The sequence below is a fragment of the Glutamicibacter sp. BW78 genome, assembly GCF_002332245.1.
GTDB classification, from domain to species: domain Bacteria; phylum Actinomycetota; class Actinomycetes; order Actinomycetales; family Micrococcaceae; genus Arthrobacter_H; species Arthrobacter_H rhombi_A.
Genome location: NZ_NRGU01000039.1, coordinates 174,543 through 190,600 on the forward strand (window position 1 = coordinate 174,543; position 16,058 = coordinate 190,600).

A 16,058-nucleotide genomic window follows, 5' to 3' on the forward strand; every position below is an offset into this window, starting at 1 on the left:
TCCAACACATGCTTTTCATGGGAACAATCGTCATGCACGATGGATTCATGGAACTTCAACAATTTCGCTATGTGCTCGCCGTGGCCCGGACCCGCAATTTCACCCGGGCGGCCGAAGAGTGCTTCGTCGTCCAGTCGGCGCTGAGCCACCAGATCAAATCCCTGGAACACGAACTGGGCGTCCAACTTTTCACGCGCACGAGTCGCCGCGTTGAGCTCACCGAGGAAGGGGCCGCTTTTCTTCCCGCCGCCAGGGCAAGCCTGGATTCAGCCGAGCGCGCCGCTGCAGATGCCTCCGCCAGCATCGGCCAGGTCAGGGGCACCTTGAGGGTCGGCATCATTCCGACGGTGACTGCCCTGGACGTTCCTGCCGCCCTGGGCGCCTTCCATCGGACCCATCCGGGAGTCCGGGTGGTCTTGAATAGCGGTGGAAGCGATGACTTCATCGCGGCCATCGCTGCGGGGGGACTCGATATCGCGCTTTTGGGCATGGCCGAAAAGACGGTTCCGGCCCGCGTGCGCACCGTGGAGCTCTCCCGCGAACGATTGGTGGCTGTTCTCGGCTCCGGCCATCGTCTGGCCGGGAGGAAGAGGCTGCGTCTGGCGGACCTGGCCGATGAGACCTTCGCCGATTTCCCCGAAGGCACACCCGGCCGGACCCAAAGCGACCTCGCCTTCAAGGCCGCCGGCCTGCGCCGAGAGGTCGCCTTCGAATCGATGTCCACGGATTTCACCTTGGGGATGATCAGGCAGGGCCTGGCCATCGCGCTTCTGCCTCCGGCCTTCGTCACGCCGGGCCCGAATCTCAGGACCATCAAGGTCGACGATGGGCCAACCCGCATCGAATACCTGGCGTGGAGCGACTTCAACCCCTCGCCCGCGGCCCGGGCCTTCCTGGACCTGCTACCCGTGGAGGGTTAGACGAATTCCCCGCGTACGACCCGGCCCAACAGCTCGGTGAACAGGTCAACGCCGGCGAGCATGTCCTCATCCGAGGTCAGTTCCTTCTCGTTATGGGAGATGCCCTCGACGCTGGGGACGAAGAGCATGATCGTGGGGACGATGTCCTTCATGTTCGTCGAATCGTGGCCGGCTAAGGTGCGCACCGTGCCATGAGACAGGCCCAGCGTTTCCGCCGACGCGGCAGCCAGTTCCATGCCTGCGGCGTCGTAGGCCTTGGCGGCCCAGATATGTTCGGCCCCACGCTCGATCGACACGCTGGCACGCTGCTCGATGGCCGCGATGCGGCGGTGTAGTTCGGCATCGGCGGTGGCCAGGACATCGGGATCGGTGCTGCGCAGATCCACCAGCAGGTTCACCCGACTGGCCACGACCACCGGAGAGTTCGGGAAGACGGTGAATTCCCCGCAGGAGGTGATCACCGCATGATCCTCGGTGCTGTATTCGTCGGCGATATCCCGGGCCGCGGCAACCAAGAGCGAAGCCCCCAAGAGGGCATCGTGACGGTCGGCAATGATGGTCGCCCCGGTATGGGCCTGCTCGCCGTGGACCACGAACTCGTATTTATTCGCGCCCCAGGTCGATTCCACCAAACCGATGGTCAGCCCGTCGTTCTCCAGGGAGCGGCCCTGTTCGATGTGGATCTCCAGGTAGGCGGCGACATCGAGACTGAAATCGCCGATGGTGCCGATCGACTCCAGCGCCTCACGCACGGTCGTGCCCTGCGGATCGGTCGTTTGAAGGACTTGGTCGGCCGGGAGTTTGCCGGTGAACACCGAGCTGCCCATCATGGAGGGTTTGAAGCGGCAGCCCTCCTCGTTGAACCAGTTGATGACGGCAATATTGAACTTCGCGCCCTCGGCCACCTGCTGCAACCGGATGGCCGCGTGGGCTGCGGTCAGCACACCGTAGGCCCCGTCGAACCGGCCGCCGAGCGGCTGGGAATCCAGATGGGATCCCAACGCCACATAGGGTGCCCCGGGCACGAGTTCGAGCAAGGCGAACTGGTTCCCGACCGCGTCGTAGCGGACCTCGAAACCGTGGCCCTCGACAAGGCCACGGAACCAGTTTCGGGTCTGACCGTCGGCAGCGGTGCCGGCCTGGCGGTCCACTCCCCCTCCCGCGGTGGCGCCGAAGGTGCTCATGGAGCGGAAATCGGTCAGGAAGGCGCGGGCTACCTCGGAGTGTTCGACGGCAGAGGTGGACGTGGCGGTGTTGCTCATACAAGGTCTCCATTCGAGGCGGTCATCGGGTAGGTGGTGTGGGTGAATTGGCCGCCGAGGATCGTTGCCACTACCTCGAGGGAGGAAATATCTGCGACCTCCAGCGGAGAGCCGGAGAGGACGACGAAATCGGCGAGTTTCCCGGTACGCAGGGTGCCCTTGTCGTCGAGGGTGCCGGTGGCGCGGGCGGCCCAGGCGGTATAGCTGCGCAGAGCTTCCTCGGCAGTCAGCGCCTCGACGGGTATACCGTCGTCGTTCACCCCGCCCAGGATGCGCCCTCCGTCAGTGCGGCGGTCGACCCAGGCCTGCATGCCGCGCCGGACATTATTATCGGACACGGGAAGATCTGAGGAACCGGCCAGCAGTCCGCCGGCGTCGACGATGGAGCGTCCGCGGTAGAGCCAGCCTTCACGGTCGGGGCCGACGAGCTCGGCCATCTGGTCCCCCAGCGGTCCGATGAACGCGGCCTGCGGGGTGACGGCGATGCCGTGTTGCGCGGCGAGGTCGACCTGGTCTTGGCGGGCGATGCCGAAGTGTTCGATCCGGTTGGGCAGCAGGTTCTGCCCGTAGGTTTCCTGGCAGGAGATGACCAGGTCAAGGGCCAGGTCGATGGCCGCGTCGCCGATGGCGTGCAGGGCGATCGGCCAGCCGGCTCGGTACGCACCGGCCACTCGTTCGCGGTAGGTGGTTTCGTCGTCGAGCAGGTATCCGCGCTGGTGTGGATGACCGCAGAAGTCCTCCGTTACTGCTGCCGTGGCCCCCAACAGTGAACCGTCCATGAACACTTTGACCGGTCCCAGCGATACCCATTCGTCGCCGAATCCTGCCCCCAGACCCAGATCGAGTCCGCGTCCCTGCCCCGCGCCGTGCAGGTCCTCGGTATGGCCGGTGACCGGGTGCAGGGCGTCCAGGACGGGCATCAGCTGGGCGCGGGCATGGAGCCGTCCGGTGCGGCGGGCCTCCTGGTAGGCGCCGACCTCCAGTGGGGAGTGCCCGATCCATCCGGCGGCGATGCCGGCTTCGGTGAAACTGGTGATGCCCTGGGCCGCGTAGCGGGTCGTCGCGGCGTCGAGGGCGGCGACGATCTGATCGCGTGAATACGGCAGCAGCAGGGTCTGGATGAGTGCCTGCGCGGATTCCTCCACGACTCCCGTCGGCTTCCCGGCGTCGTCGCGGAGGACTGCGCCGCCGACAGGGTTCTCGAAACCGTCTTCCAGCACGCCGGCCAGGCGCAGGGTCGCGGTGTTGGTGATCGATTGGTGGCCTGAGACGTGGCGCAGATACAGCGGCCGGTCCCCGCTGATGGCATCGAGCCGGGCGATGTCGGGGAACGCTCCTCCGTGATGTTCGTGATTGAACCCGGTGCCCTGGAGCCAGGCCGGGTCGGCATCCGGGCCAGTCATGGCGTCTGCCTCGAGAGCCTCGAGCCGTCCCATTTCTGCTTCCAATAACGTGTAGACCTCGTCCAGGCCCTTGGCCTGGGCCAGGTCCACGGATTCCAGCCCGAGGCCCCACCACGTGGTGTGGCAGTGTGCGTCGATGAACCCCGGGACCAGGGTGGCCCCGTTCAGATCGATATCGCGTTCGGCGGTGCAGCCGGTGAGCTCCTCATCGAATCCGGCGATGCGCCCGTTCAGCACCCCGAGGCTGTTGGCGCGGGGGCGCTCGTTCTCGAGGGTGATGATGTCGGCCCCGCGCAGGATCAGGTCGAGTTTCATGCCTCGGCTCCCGCCCCGAAGGCGGGGAGAGCTGTCGACGGCGGCATGGTCGCCGGGTCGATGCGCAGGTGCAGCAGTGCCGGGACCTTGCGCACGGTGACCGCTTCAAGGGCCCTGTCGATCGCTGCCCCGGCCTCTGCGGTGTCACTGACGTCCTCCCCGTGGCCGCCGAAGGTCGCGATGAGGGCCGCGAAGTCGGGGTTGGTCATCGCGGTGCCGGAGGGCCGCCCGGGGTAATGGCGTTCCTGGTGTTGGACGATCGTGGCGAAGACCCCGTTGTCGACCACCACCACCAAGGGCGCCGCCCCGTGGGCCATGGCCACGGCCAGTTCCTGCCCGTTCATCATGAAGTCCCCGTCCCCGCAGATCGCGACGGATACCCGCTCGGGGTGGACCAGCGTGGCGGCTACGGCCGCCGGGATGGAAACACCCATGGCCCCGTTGCGGGGGGCCACCAGCGTGCCGGGCCCGGAATGCTTGAGGTAGCGGTGACCCCATAGGGTCGCGTTGCCTGCGCCGTAGGTCAGGATCCGATCGGCGGGCAGCTTCGCTTCCAGCAATCCAAAGGCCACTGAAAGGTCGACTCCGGTGGCCGGGTCTTCAGGTTGCGGGGTGGCGAATCCGCGTTGCTCGGCGGTCAGCCGGTCCATCCATTCACTGCCGCGACTCCCCCGGGCTCCTTCGACGTGGGGCAGGGCCGAGGTGAAGGAGGCAGGGGTGGCCATCAGTTGCTGGTCGATCCGCCCGGCATGCCCGGTGGCCTCGGGTTCGGGGAGGACGAGGACGGTTTCCGCCTCGAGGCCGCGGGTATACCCGTCGGAGAGGACATCGGTGCGGGCGCAGCCGATGAACACCAGCAGATCGGCCTGCCCCAGTGCTTCGGCGAGCGCGTCGGAGCGGTAGTAGCCCAAGTATCCGGCCCATGCCGCCGAGTCGTGGGGGACGGTGTCATAGGCCCGCCAATCCGCGGCGATCGGCACGTGGGCTTGTTCCGCCCAGGCGGCGAGGGCAACCCCTGCCGTCCCTTCTTTTCCGGGGGCCGGTAGGGCCCATCCGTCGCCGCCGGCGATGATCAGCGGGCGTTGGGCGGCACCGAGCCGGGCGCCCAGTTCTTGGTTCGAGGCCGCATCGGGAACGGGGGCGGGCACGGGACGCGGGGATACCGGCTGCGCGTCGGTCATCCGGACCAGGACGTCCTCGGGTAGTCCCACCACCACCGGGCCCGGGCGGCCCGAGGCGGCGGCGTGCATGGCCTCGGAAACCACTTCGGCGGCGCGGTGTTCGTCATCGAGCACGATCACGCGTTTCGCCGTCGTCCCGAACCAGCCGTCGAGGCTGAACTCCTGGAAGGAGTTGCGTCCCCGGTCCGCGACGGGGATCAACCCGACGAAGAGCACCAGCGCGGTGGCGTCCTGCCAGGCGGTGTGCACCGCGATCATGGCGTTGGCGGCTCCGGGGCCGCGGGTGACCAGGGTGATGCCCGGGATTGAAGTGAGCCGGGATTCGGCCAGGGCCATGAATCCGGCGCCGCCCTCCTGCCGGGCGACCACGGTGGTGATCGGTGAATCATGCAGTCCGTCCAAGACATCGAGGAAGCTCTCCCCCGGGACGGAGTAGACGCGGCGGACGCCGTGGGCCTCGAGTTGGCGGACGATCAGGTGTCCTGCGGAGGTGCTCATGCGTAATGTCCTTCGGGTTAGTGCTTGAAGCCGGGCAGGTCCACGCTCATCCGCGGGGCGAGCACGCCGGCTACGGCGGTGAACAGGGACAGGAAGACCAGGATCGCGGCGGCGGGCCACCAGTGATTTCCTGCCGCTGCGGTGACGCTGACGGCGAGCAGCGGGATGAAGCCGGAGAGCATGCCGGCGACATTCTGGGAGAACCCGACGCCGGTGTACCGGGTGCTGGCCGGGAAGAGTCCGGTGAGCACGGTGCCCGAGGCGGCGTAGGGGAAAGACAGGGTGGCGACCGCGATGGTCACGCCCAACACCACGACGACGGGGTTCCCGGTGCCGACCATGAGGAAGGCGGGGACCGCGACCAGTGCCGAGACGATGCCGCCGTAGGTGATGACCTTGCTGGCCCCGAACTTCTCGGAGAGCCGGCCGCCGGCGAGCAGCACGGGGATTTCCACGGCTGCGGCGATGATTGTGGCCAGGAGCATCAGCGATGCGCTGTAGCCCAGGATCGTGGTGCCGTAGTAGACCATGAACGCGGTGACCAGGTAGAAGCCGCCCACGCCGAGCAGTGCAGCTGCCATGCCGACGATGATGTGTTTCCAGTTCCGCTGCACCACGGTGCGGATCGGGGCGGCTTCGGTGGCTCCTGCTTCCTTCATCTCGGTGAAGACCGGGGACTCGTCAAGCCGCGAGCGGATGTACAGGGCCAGCAGCAGCATCGGGAAGGCGGCCAGGAAGGGGATGCGCCAGCCGTAGGAGGTGAAGCTGTCCTGCGAGAAGTACAGGGTCGCCAGGAAGAATCCACCGGAGGAAAGGATGGTGCCGATCGGTGAGCCGATCTGGGGCAGGGCGGCGTAGCGGGCCCGGCGCTTCAGCGGGGCGTTCTCCACGACGATCGTCATGGCACCCGACCATTCGCCGCCGACGAAGAGACCCTGGAAGATCCGCAACACCACCAGCAGGATCGGTGCGGCGATCCCGATGGCCGCGTAGTCGGGCAGCAGCCCGATCAACCCGGTGATCAAACCGATGCCGATGATGGTGATCATCAGAGTCTTACGCCGGCCGATCTTGTCGCCCATGGCGCCGAAGAACATCCCGCCCAGCGGACGGGCCACCAGTCCGACGCCGAAGGTCGCGAAGGAGGCCATGGCAGCAGCCGTCGCATTCTCGTTGGTGAAGTAGTGGACATTGAAGATCAGCGCCGCCGCGGCGCTGAACAGGAAGAAGTCGTACCATTCCAGGGCCGTACCCACGAGGGCGCCGACGGCGACCTTGGTGGCCTCCTTGTCGGTGACCTGGTGGGTAGCCCCGGCTTCGAGGTTCGCTGCTTGTGTCATGGGTGCCTCCGCACTGGTGCCGAGGCAGGACGGCGATCACCGCCCTGCCCGTTGATGCCTTCCAGTCTTCCAGTGTGAGGGCGGTCACCTGAAGAGTGAATCGTCACCGTTTCGACGACCGGATATGTGCAAAAGCACATAAAGTAACGGTATGGGTTCGGAAAATACTCCACGAACAGTGGAAAATCACGGTACGACGGCGAATGTGGACGTGGCGCGCTGGAACAGCCTGCTCGACGGTTTGGAAGTCACCCGGCTGACGTCGGACTTCCTGGCCCGGGTGCTGGAGCTGCCCTACTATCGTGACGCGCTGCTGCCCACCACCGAGGTCCGACGCACCGGCGAGCAATCCTTCGCGGCACTGATCACCAGCCTGCGCTCCACCGACCCTACCGGGGCACCTGCCGATCCCGCGGAGCTGCACGATGTGAAGGTCGGTATCGCCACCGACGTCGGGGTCTCCCGCGCCCGGGCGGATATCCCGCTGGACGCCCTGATGACGGCCATCCGAATGGACTTCTCCGTCCTGTGGGATGCGCTGACAGCACTCTCCTCGCCATCGGACGCCCCGTTGTTGGTGGCCCGGGCGAACAGTGTTTGGCAGGTCGTGGATGCCTATGCGAGCCAGAGCCAGGGCGCCTATATGTCCGAACGCCAGCGCATGGCCACCGAGGCCTCCTCCGTCAGGCAGGGCCTGGTCGCTTCCCTGTTCGGTGAGACGCCACCGCCGAGCACCGTTGTTCAGCAAGCCGCCGCGGCACTGGGCCTGGATCCCGGGGCACGGCTGGACGTTGCCGTGGCAGCCGGCGAGGATGCTCCCGCCCTGCGCGTGAGCATCGCCCTCGCCGCACGACGGGGAACGGAGATCTTCACGCACCCGTTCGCCGATGCCCTGCTGGCCTTCTGGCCGGCCGGTTCAAAGCCCGGGTCCGCGCTGTACGAAGCTGCGGATCGCATTTCCACCCTGCGATGCGGCCTGGTCGAGGAGGTCCAGGGGGTGGGGGCATTGCACGATGCCAGCACCTTGGCCTTGGAACTCGCCCAGCTGGCCACCGCCCAAGATGAAGGGGCCCTGAGCCTGGATACCGCCTGGGGTCGGCTGGCTCGGGCCCGATTGGGATCCGAGGGCATCGGACTGGCCACCGACGTCGAGAGGACCCTCAGCGAATGCGGGCCCGGCGAGCGGGAACGACTCGTGGAAACGGCCAGAGCCTACCTCGAAACCGGAAGTGTCTCGGCCTCGGCCCAGCTCCTGTTTTGCCATCGAAATACGTTGATGAACCGCATGCGCCGGTTCGCCTCGCTCACGGGAATCGACCTCTCAATTCCGGCTCAGGCAGCCCGGCTCGTGGTGGCGTGGGCCTGAGACCGCCCACGCAAGGCCGCGACACGACAAGACATGGGGAGTACTCCCCATCGCATGTCAAGGCTCCATCTGAAAGACTATTCCCGATCACCCGCAATACTTTCGATGGAGGAAACTTTGAGCAGCAGCACCCCCAACCCCTACGGCAACCCCGGGGGGGTCACCATGCCCGCATACGGCGAGGCTCCCCTGGACCAGCCGCTCTACGGCGCCAGCTTTGGCCAGGCCATCAAACGCTTCTTCAAGAAGTATGCGACCTTCTCGGGTCGAGCCAGCCGCAGCGAGTACTGGTTCTTCGCACTCTTCAACGCGATCATCTACATCGTGCTCTACGGTTTGGCCATCGGATTCGGGCTGGCCGGCGCTGATCCCGTCACCGGTGAAATGGGTGCCGGCGGAACCATCCCCACCGTGCTGATCGGGCTCTATGGGTTGGCCATCATCATCCCGTCCATCGCCCTGGGCGTCCGCCGCCTGCATGACGGCAACTTCAGCGGTCTCTTGTACCTGCTGATCCTGGTGCCGATTCTCGGCGGGCTGGTGGTCCTGGTCCTCATGATCATGCCCTCCGTCCCCGAAGGCGCTCGTTTCGACGCCGATGGCGGCGCTGCAGCCCACGGGAACGCCTTCGGCGCACCGGCCGGCTACCCCGGAGCACCGGCGGCAGGCGGTTTCGCGGGACAGAACCCCCCGCAGGGCTACCAGCAGCCCACCGATCCGACCCAGGGCTAGTTACGCCCCACGGATGTCCCGGCGGTTCAATGCCAGCACCGCGAACCCGGTGCAGGCCAGGCCCACACCTGCCAACAGCAGGGCCGCCGGGACATCCACCCCGCCCACCAGCGGGGACTGTCCGTAGGCCCAGTAGTAGGGCGAGAGGCCGTGCAACCATTCCAGCTGGGCATTCTGGTTGCCGATCGCGTTGAACGCATATCCCAGCACAGCCACCACGGCCCCGACACCAATCCCATGGATCCGCCGCCCCCCGATGGCACCGCCCAGCAGGGCGAAGGAACCGTTGAGGAAGACCAACAGGGCGAACATCAGCACCCCTGCCGCGGCATGACCGGCGTCGATCCCCAGTTCCGCAGGCCCCTTGAGGACCAGCAACACGGCCAGAATGAACAGGTGCAGGACCAGGATCCTCACGACCAGGGCCCCGGCGCGCTCGAGGACCACCTGGCTGCGGGTCACCCCGTGGGCCAGGGTGAGTTCGAGAAGACCGGACTCCTCATCCCCACCAATGGCCGCCGCCCCGGCGCCGACGGCCATGATCGTCATCAACAGGAAGCCGATCAGGCCGAAGACGGTCGCCTGGGTGTAGCCCGGCCCGCTGGTGATCTGACCGTAGTTCAACGCGTCGACCAGTTCCGGGGGTAGGGACTGGATCATTTGCTTCATCTGCTCGCTGCCCCCGATGGACGGGTAGAGCGGCAGATAGAGGCCCATCACCGCCAACATGGCCACGGCCCAGATGAGCATCGAGGCCCTCGCGTCGATCAGGGCCTTGAAGAAGAGTGGAAGCATTTGTGGACGGCTTTCCCGGCGGCGATGCAGTGCGGTGGCGCTCATGACGTGGCCCTTCCAGCGGTGTGTTGCCCGTCGGTGGCTCCCGGGGCCCGGTAGAGACCCAGTACCACTTCTTCCAGATCCGGTTCCTCCAAGGCCAGGTCCACGACGCGCAGTTGGGGCAGGAGGTCCACCAGCTCAGCCACCGGGCCCGACCACGTCGCCGAGGCTTGGCACACGGGCCGGCCGTCGCCGTCGTGCTTCTCCTCGAGCCGCAGCCCGCCGAGGCCCTCCAACCTCCCGAGCAGCCCCCTCACTTGCTCCACGGGCAGCGGGCTGTGGATGCGCAGCCGGCTGATCGCTCCTTCACGCAGTTCGGCGACCGTGGAGATGGTGGCAATGGACCCCTCGCGCAGGATCGCCACGGTGTCTGCTGCCTGTTGGATCTCGCTGATGACATGCGAGGAGAGGAAAACCGTTTGCCCGGCTTCGCGCGCTTCGGAAACCAAGGACAGGAATTCTTGTTGCATCAGCGGGTCCAACCCGCTGGTGGGTTCGTCGAGGATCAGTAGCTCGGGTTCGTGCATGAAGGCCTGGATGATCCCGAGCTTCTGTTTATTACCCTTGGAGAGTCGACGGGTCTGCCGGTCCAGGTCGAGCCCAAGACGTTCCGCGAGACCTTGGACTTTGCCGGGTTTGACGGGTCCGCTGATGTCCTCGAAGTGGCGCAAGAGCCGCCGCCCGGTGGTCCTGCCCTCGAGGATCAATTCCCCCGGCAGATAGCCGATACGTCGACGGATCTCGGGTCCGGCGTCGCGTGATGGGGTGCCCAGGACACTGATGTCTCCTCCGCTGGGGCGGATGATATCCAGCAGGCAGCGCATCAGCGTGGTCTTGCCGGCACCGTTGGGGCCGATGACCCCGACAACGGATCCACGTGGAACGGCGATGTCGATACCGTGCAGAACCTCGTTCGCCCCGTAGCTCTTACGGAGCCCGATGACCTCAACGACGTGGTCCATGACTGCCCTTTCCCACACGCGTGGTGGCGGCTTCCCGCGTCGCCTTCAGGAACGCGGAGTCCATATACAGCGGATGCGTGTAGAGGTCGGCGGCGGGGACCGCGAGTCGGTCGATGGTTTCCACACCGAACCCCTCCTGTCCCAAACCGCGGGCAACGTGGCGGCCCAGGACCAGCAGGCCCAACGACTGGGTGACCATCAGGGCTGCGGTGGCTTCGGGATCATCGACCCGGCGCATGGTCCCGGCGCGGGCGCCATCCTGGAGGATCTGCAAGGTCAGTGAGAAGTACGCGTCGAAGAGGGAGTCCCCTGCCGCCGAATCGTCCACCACCGATCGCCGGATATAGGCGAGCTCCCGTTCGTACTCACCGGGGTTGGCCAGATATCCGCTCAGCGCGTCCCGCAATTCGGTGGGGTCCTGGGACTTGGCGGTGGCCGATTCATGGGCCGTTTCCAACACGTGGGTATCGCAGGTCCGGCGCAGCCCGTCCTTGGTCCCGAAATGGTGGATGACCAGCCCCGGGGAGACCTCGGCGGCGGAGGCGATGTCTCGGACCGTGGCCCGGGCGAAGCCGCGCTGCCCGAAGAGGGTGATCGCGGCATCGCGGATCCTGGCGCGGGTGGTGACATCACCATCAACTGAACGCATGTTTAATATACTAAACAGCAGTTCAATAAAGTCAAGGGTTTTCCTGTTGACCCCACACAGAAGGAGGCCGACCCGCATCAGCGGATCAGCCTCCTTCGTCAGGGAATGAGCCTAGGCATTCACTACCTGACCCGCTCCCTTCCACTCCTCCCAGCCGGCGTAGCTGCCGTCGAGTTCGATGACGTCGTGACCGGCACGGCGCAGGGCGCTGGCGGCGACCGAGTTACGCACCCCGCTCTGGCAGTAGGTCACGATGGTGCCGGAGGTCGGCAGCTCGTCCTGGTGCCACAGGACGCGCCCGCCACTGAGCTGTTCGGAGCCGGGGATGTGGCCCTCCGCGTGTTCGGTCTTATTGCGCACATCCAGCACGAGTGCCGCGTCGAAGCCCTCGAGCTCCTCGGGCTGGAGCAACGCCGGGGTATGCATCGGGAGCCCCTCGAGGCCGGTGACGTAGCCGGCGACCCGGTCGATCCCGACCCGCACCAGGTGGTCCCAGATGTTCTGGGCCTGCTCCTGGCTGGCCGCCAGGAGGACCAGTGGACGTCCATCGGTTTCCGGGTCCACCGCCCAGGCGCCATAGCTGGCAATCTTCTGACCAGCGGGGATGTTCAGCGAGTTGTCCACCGTGCCCTGATGCACCTCGTGGTGTGATCGCGTATCGACGAAGGTCACCGTGTCCAGTTCGAGATCGCGGCGAACGTCGTCGGTGGAGAGTTCCTTCAAGGCGGCGCGTTCGCCCAGCATCGCCGGGCCATCGCGGTTTTCACGCTTCATCCGGCCGAAGTAGGCATGGGCATCGGGCTGGCCATTGAGCAGCTCGTCCACGAAACCCTGCTCGTCATTGGCGGCAACGTAGGGGCCCCACCACGAGTACAGGCGCTCGTACCCTACGGTGGTCGCCGGGACCGCGCCGAGGGCCTTGCCGCAGGCGCTACCCGAACCATGGGCCGGCAGGACCTGAACGTGGTCCGGCAGGCTCAGGAACTTTTCTTGCAGGCTCTTGAAGATGAGACTGGCGCCTTCGAACCGGGTATCTACTCCGCCAGCTGCCTCGTCGAGCAGATCCGGCCGCCCGAGGTCCCCGACGAAGACAAAGTCGCCGGAGAGCATGAAGCCCGGCTGATCGGCGAAGGCACCATCGGTCACGAGGAACGAGAGGTGTTCAGGGGTATGCCCGGGGGTATGCGAAGCGGTGAGCTTGATATTGCCGATGGTGACGGCATCACCGTCATACAGGCGGTTGGCCTCGAAGTCATACTGCCAGTCGGGGCCACCTTCGCCGGAAACATACATTTCGGCCCCGGTGGCAGCGGCCAGTTCACGGGTACCTGAGAGGTAGTCGGCGTGGATATGGGTTTCGGTCACCGCGACAATACGCATGCCGTTTTCCGCGGCAAGGTCGAGATAGGTGGCGATATCGCGACGGGCGTCGACCACCACGGCCTCGCCGTTGCGCTGACAGCCGATGAAGTAACTTGCCTGCGCCAGGTCCTGGTCGTAAATGCGCTCGAGTAGCATGCGATCTCCTTCGCGTGATTCGATACCCCAGGGGGTATTGGTTTCATTAATGATGATAATACACCCGGGGGTATTCCTCAACCGATAGGCTCCCCGGGTCGAAACTGTTTTAGTAGTGCGTAGGGGTGTTTCCGGCGGGGATGGGGTGATGGGTTTCCTTCAGCCGGACGGCAACGATGATCGACATGAGTACACTCAGGATCGCTGCCATGACGACCGCGGCCTGCAAGCCCAAGGCGTCGGCCACCAGGCCGCCCGCGATTGCACCCACCGCGTAGCCCGCATCACGCCAGACCCGGTAGACCCCCACGGCCCTCCCCCTCCAGGCTGGATGGGCAACGTCCCCGACAACGGCCAGCAGCGTGGGGTAGACCATCGCGGTTCCGACCCCCAGCAGCGCGGCCGCTGCCGCCCAGATGCCGAAGCCGTCTCCGGCGGCGATGACGGCGAGCGCAACTCCCTGGACGGCCATCCCCCAGACCACCAGCTGTTTGCGCCCGATCCGGTCGGACAGTGCTCCGGTGACTAGCTGCCCAAGGCCCCAGACGCCCGGGTAGATGGCGAAGAGGAGTCCGATCCGCCCGTCGCTGAGGTGAGCTGTGGCGAACAGCAGGGGGAAGACCCCCCAGGAGAGCCCGAAGTTCAGGTTGTTCACCAACCCAGCCCAGCTGGCCGAGGAGAGCGAGGGGTCCTTGAAGCTGGTCAGCTCGGCGATCCGCCGGTTGTCCAGCTGCGCACCCTCCCGGGCGGGGCCCGCAGACCGTGCGATCGCCTGTTGTTCTGCTTCCAACCGGGCGTGGCCCTTGGTTTCGCGGACGAACAGGCCGGTGAGCACGAGCCCTAGGGCCGTATAGGCGATCCCGAGGAGGAACGGGGCGGGACGCAAACCGAATTGTTCGGCCAGATGCCCGGCCAGCAGTGAGGTGATGGCCACGGCACCGTATCCCGCCGCTTCGTTGAACCCCATCGCCAGGCCGCGTCGATTCGGTCCGACCAGATCGATTTTCATCACCACGGTGGTGGACCAGGTCAGACCCTGGTTGATGCCCAACAGAATGTTCGCGGCCACGACCCATCCCCAGCTGGGGGCCAGGATGAGCATCAAGGGGACCGGGACGGCGAAAAGCCAGCCGATCAGCAGCACTGGTTTGCGTCCGTGACGGTCCGAGAGCGTTCCGGCGAACCAGTTGCTGACGGCCTTGGCGATGCCGAAGGCCGCGACATAGGAAAAGATGAACGTGTACCCGGTCAGGCCGAACTCGGCGCCGGCGAGCAGGGGCAGCACCGTTTGCTGCTGGCCCACCATTCCACCGACGAGGGCGTTGACCGCCACGAGCAGCACGAACTGCGGGGCATTCGCCCGCAACCCCAACACGGGGATGCTCGCGCCGGACTTCCCCTTCATGCAGGGACTCCCTCCGGGCGCGGGTTTCAAGCTTGCCGGTTCTGTTGTTCCAGTTGGGAGCGGACGGCATCCATGTCGAGGTCCTTGACGGCTTCGACGACCTTTTCCAGGTCCTTCCCTGGCAGGACGCCCGGCTGACTGAACACGAGGATACCCTCGCGGAAGGCCATCAACGTGGGGATCGAGCTGATGCCGGCGGAAGCCGACAGGGCTTGTTCGGCCTCCGTGTCCACCTTGCCGAAGAGCACGTCGGGGTGGTTGTCGGAGGACTTCTCGTAGGTGGGGGCGAACGAACGGCAGGGCCCGCACCAGGCCGCCCAGAAATCCACCAGGACGATGGAATGGTCTTGGAGAGTCTTCTCGAAGTTTTTCTCGGTCAGATCGATGGTGGACATGGTGACTCCTTTTCGTGGTGACGGTGGTTCCGTCGCATCATGAGTGGGTGGTGGCAATGACGGGCTCTTCGCTGGAGGCGAGGAGGCGGGACTTGCATGAGGGGATGAGATATCTGCAGGCCACCGCGGCCACCGCCAGGGTGGCACCGAGGATGCCGACCACGAGGTTGGCCGGGGCCGGGAGTTCCTGCACCAGAACGAAGACACCCATGGCCAGGACGAACACCCCGAACCCCTTGCGCAACGCGTTTTCGGGGATTTTTCCTGCCAGGCGTGCGCCGACCAGTGAACCCAGGATCGCTGCGGCAGTCACCCCCGACACCAGGGCCCAATCGAGGGAGACGGTGGTCAGGTAGCCGCCCAATCCGGCGAAGGATTTGAGCGCGATGACCACCAATGAGGTGCCCACGGCCACTGGCATGGACAGCCCACCCATCAGCGCCAACGCCGGAACGACGAGGAATCCGCCACCGGCACCGACCAGCCCGGTAACCAGGCCGACGACCAGCCCCTCGAGGATGACCTTGCCCAGCGGAAGATCGCCGTCGTACCCCTGCGCACCTCCGTTCTTGCGCCCACGGATCATGGCCAACGAGGTGGCGACCATCATCAGGGCGAAGGCGATCATGAGCACCGTTCCGGGGATATGCCCACCCAGCAGCCCGCCGCCAAAGGCTCCCGCCATGCCGGCGGCACCGAAAACCAGACCGGTGCGCCATTTCACCCTGCCGTTGCGGGCATGGGACACGGCGCTGACTGCCGAGGTGGCTCCCACGACGAAGAGCGAGGCGGCGATGGCCTCCTTGGGTTTCATTCCCGCGACATAGGTCAGGATGGGGACGGTGAGAATGGAGCCACCCCCGCCGAGCAAGCCGAGGGAGAGTCCAATCAGCACCGAAAGGACGAGTGTCAACAGGAGGGTCAGCGTCATGGCAGGGTCCTTTGCGGAGGTCGAATGGTGGCGGGGCCCGCGGGCTAGGTGGTGGGCAGGCCGGCGCCCTGCCAGGCGGACATGCCACCGGTCATGGTGTCCGCCGTGCAGCCGACGGCGTTGAGCGCCTCGGCCACCTGGGCACTGCGGTTTCCGCTGCGGCAGACCACGATGATGGGCCGGTCGGCATCAAGCTCGCCCACCCGCTCGCTCAGGTCTCCCATCGTCATGTGCACGGCGCCGGGGATCATCCCTTCGGCGATTTCGAAGTCCTCGCGGACATCGAGGACCTGCTCGGTCCAGCGGCGTTGGTCGGTTTCGTTGATCGTGGTTGCAGGCATGGT

At 66.0% G+C, this 16,058-nt stretch carries 15 protein-coding genes; 3 read left to right on the top strand and 12 right to left on the bottom strand.

Annotated features, from left to right (window positions below; genetic code table 11):
* The first annotated feature begins 47 nt into the window (after positions 1-47).
* A complete protein-coding gene (locus CIK75_RS13640; protein ID WP_086996769.1) occupies positions 48-920 on the top strand; it encodes a LysR family transcriptional regulator in 873 nt (290 codons plus the stop codon).
* Here CIK75_RS13640 and CIK75_RS13645 read toward each other — a convergent pair.
* The 4 genes from CIK75_RS13645 to CIK75_RS13660 are packed head-to-tail and all read right to left on the bottom strand — an operon-like array spanning position 917 to position 6,919.
* Positions 917-2,182: a M20 family metallo-hydrolase gene (locus tag CIK75_RS13645; RefSeq protein WP_096224465.1), complete on the bottom strand. Its 1,266-nt coding sequence runs from the start codon at positions 2,180-2,182 to the stop codon at positions 917-919. The genes CIK75_RS13640 and CIK75_RS13645 overlap by 4 nt on opposite strands.
* Positions 2,179-3,900: an amidohydrolase gene (locus CIK75_RS13650; RefSeq protein ID WP_096224466.1), complete on the bottom strand. Its 1,722-nt coding sequence runs from the start codon at positions 3,898-3,900 to the stop codon at positions 2,179-2,181. Before CIK75_RS13650 ends, CIK75_RS13645 begins: the two co-directional genes overlap by 4 nt.
* Positions 3,897-5,579 carry a thiamine pyrophosphate-dependent enzyme gene (locus tag CIK75_RS13655; RefSeq protein ID WP_096224467.1) on the bottom strand — a complete coding sequence of 561 codons (1,683 nt, stop codon included), beginning with the start codon at positions 5,577-5,579 and terminating at the stop codon, positions 3,897-3,899. The genes CIK75_RS13650 and CIK75_RS13655 overlap by 4 nt, the downstream gene beginning before the upstream one ends.
* A 17-nt stretch (positions 5,580-5,596) precedes the next feature.
* The gene (locus tag CIK75_RS13660) at positions 5,597-6,919 is read right to left on the bottom strand and encodes an MFS transporter (protein ID WP_086996494.1); all 1,323 of its coding nucleotides are present in this window, start codon (positions 6,917-6,919) and stop codon (positions 5,597-5,599) included.
* A 211-nt stretch (positions 6,920-7,130) separates the two neighbouring features.
* Between CIK75_RS13660 and CIK75_RS13665 the strand changes: the two genes are divergently transcribed.
* Together CIK75_RS13665 and CIK75_RS13670 are read left to right on the top strand one after the other, a co-directional pair.
* On the top strand, positions 7,131-8,285 hold the full coding sequence (locus CIK75_RS13665; protein WP_241895462.1) for a helix-turn-helix domain-containing protein: 1,155 nt from the start codon (positions 7,131-7,133) through the stop codon (positions 8,283-8,285).
* 117 nt (positions 8,286-8,402) lie between these two features.
* Positions 8,403-9,017, top strand: coding sequence for a DUF805 domain-containing protein (locus CIK75_RS13670; protein ID WP_342744366.1), 615 nt, complete (start codon positions 8,403-8,405; stop codon positions 9,015-9,017).
* Here the strand turns inward: CIK75_RS13670 and CIK75_RS13675 are convergent, their stop codons facing one another.
* The 8 genes from CIK75_RS13675 to CIK75_RS13710 form a co-directional block, all read right to left on the bottom strand.
* The gene (locus CIK75_RS13675; protein ID WP_086996500.1) at positions 9,018-9,857 is read right to left on the bottom strand and encodes an ABC transporter permease subunit; all 840 of its coding nucleotides are present in this window, start codon (positions 9,855-9,857) and stop codon (positions 9,018-9,020) included.
* Positions 9,854-10,816 (bottom strand): ABC transporter ATP-binding protein, encoded by a 963-nt coding sequence (locus tag CIK75_RS13680; RefSeq protein ID WP_086996502.1) that lies wholly within the window; start codon positions 10,814-10,816, stop codon positions 9,854-9,856. Before CIK75_RS13680 ends, CIK75_RS13675 begins: the two co-directional genes overlap by 4 nt.
* Positions 10,800-11,465: a TetR family transcriptional regulator gene (locus CIK75_RS13685; protein ID WP_086996505.1), complete on the bottom strand. Its 666-nt coding sequence runs from the start codon at positions 11,463-11,465 to the stop codon at positions 10,800-10,802. The genes CIK75_RS13680 and CIK75_RS13685 overlap by 17 nt, the downstream gene beginning before the upstream one ends.
* A gap of 111 nt (positions 11,466-11,576) precedes the next feature.
* Entirely contained in the window at positions 11,577-12,983 is a 1,407-nt protein-coding gene (locus CIK75_RS13690; protein WP_086996507.1) for an MBL fold metallo-hydrolase, read from the bottom strand.
* Positions 12,984-13,092: 109 nt separating this feature from the next.
* Positions 13,093-14,388, bottom strand: coding sequence for an MFS transporter (locus CIK75_RS13695; RefSeq protein ID WP_096224468.1), 1,296 nt, complete (start codon positions 14,386-14,388; stop codon positions 13,093-13,095).
* Positions 14,389-14,414: 26 nt separating this feature from the next.
* Complete coding sequence (trxA, locus tag CIK75_RS13700) at positions 14,415-14,783, bottom strand: thioredoxin (protein WP_096224469.1); 369 nt, start codon at positions 14,781-14,783, stop codon at positions 14,415-14,417.
* A 37-nt stretch (positions 14,784-14,820) separates the two neighbouring features.
* Positions 14,821-15,714, bottom strand: a complete 894-nt coding sequence (locus CIK75_RS13705; protein WP_096224470.1) for a sulfite exporter TauE/SafE family protein — start codon at positions 15,712-15,714, stop codon at positions 14,821-14,823.
* Positions 15,715-15,758: 44 nt separating this feature from the next.
* Complete coding sequence (locus tag CIK75_RS13710) at positions 15,759-16,055, bottom strand: rhodanese-like domain-containing protein (RefSeq protein WP_096224471.1); 297 nt, start codon at positions 16,053-16,055, stop codon at positions 15,759-15,761.
* Positions 16,056-16,058: the final 3 nt, after the last annotated feature.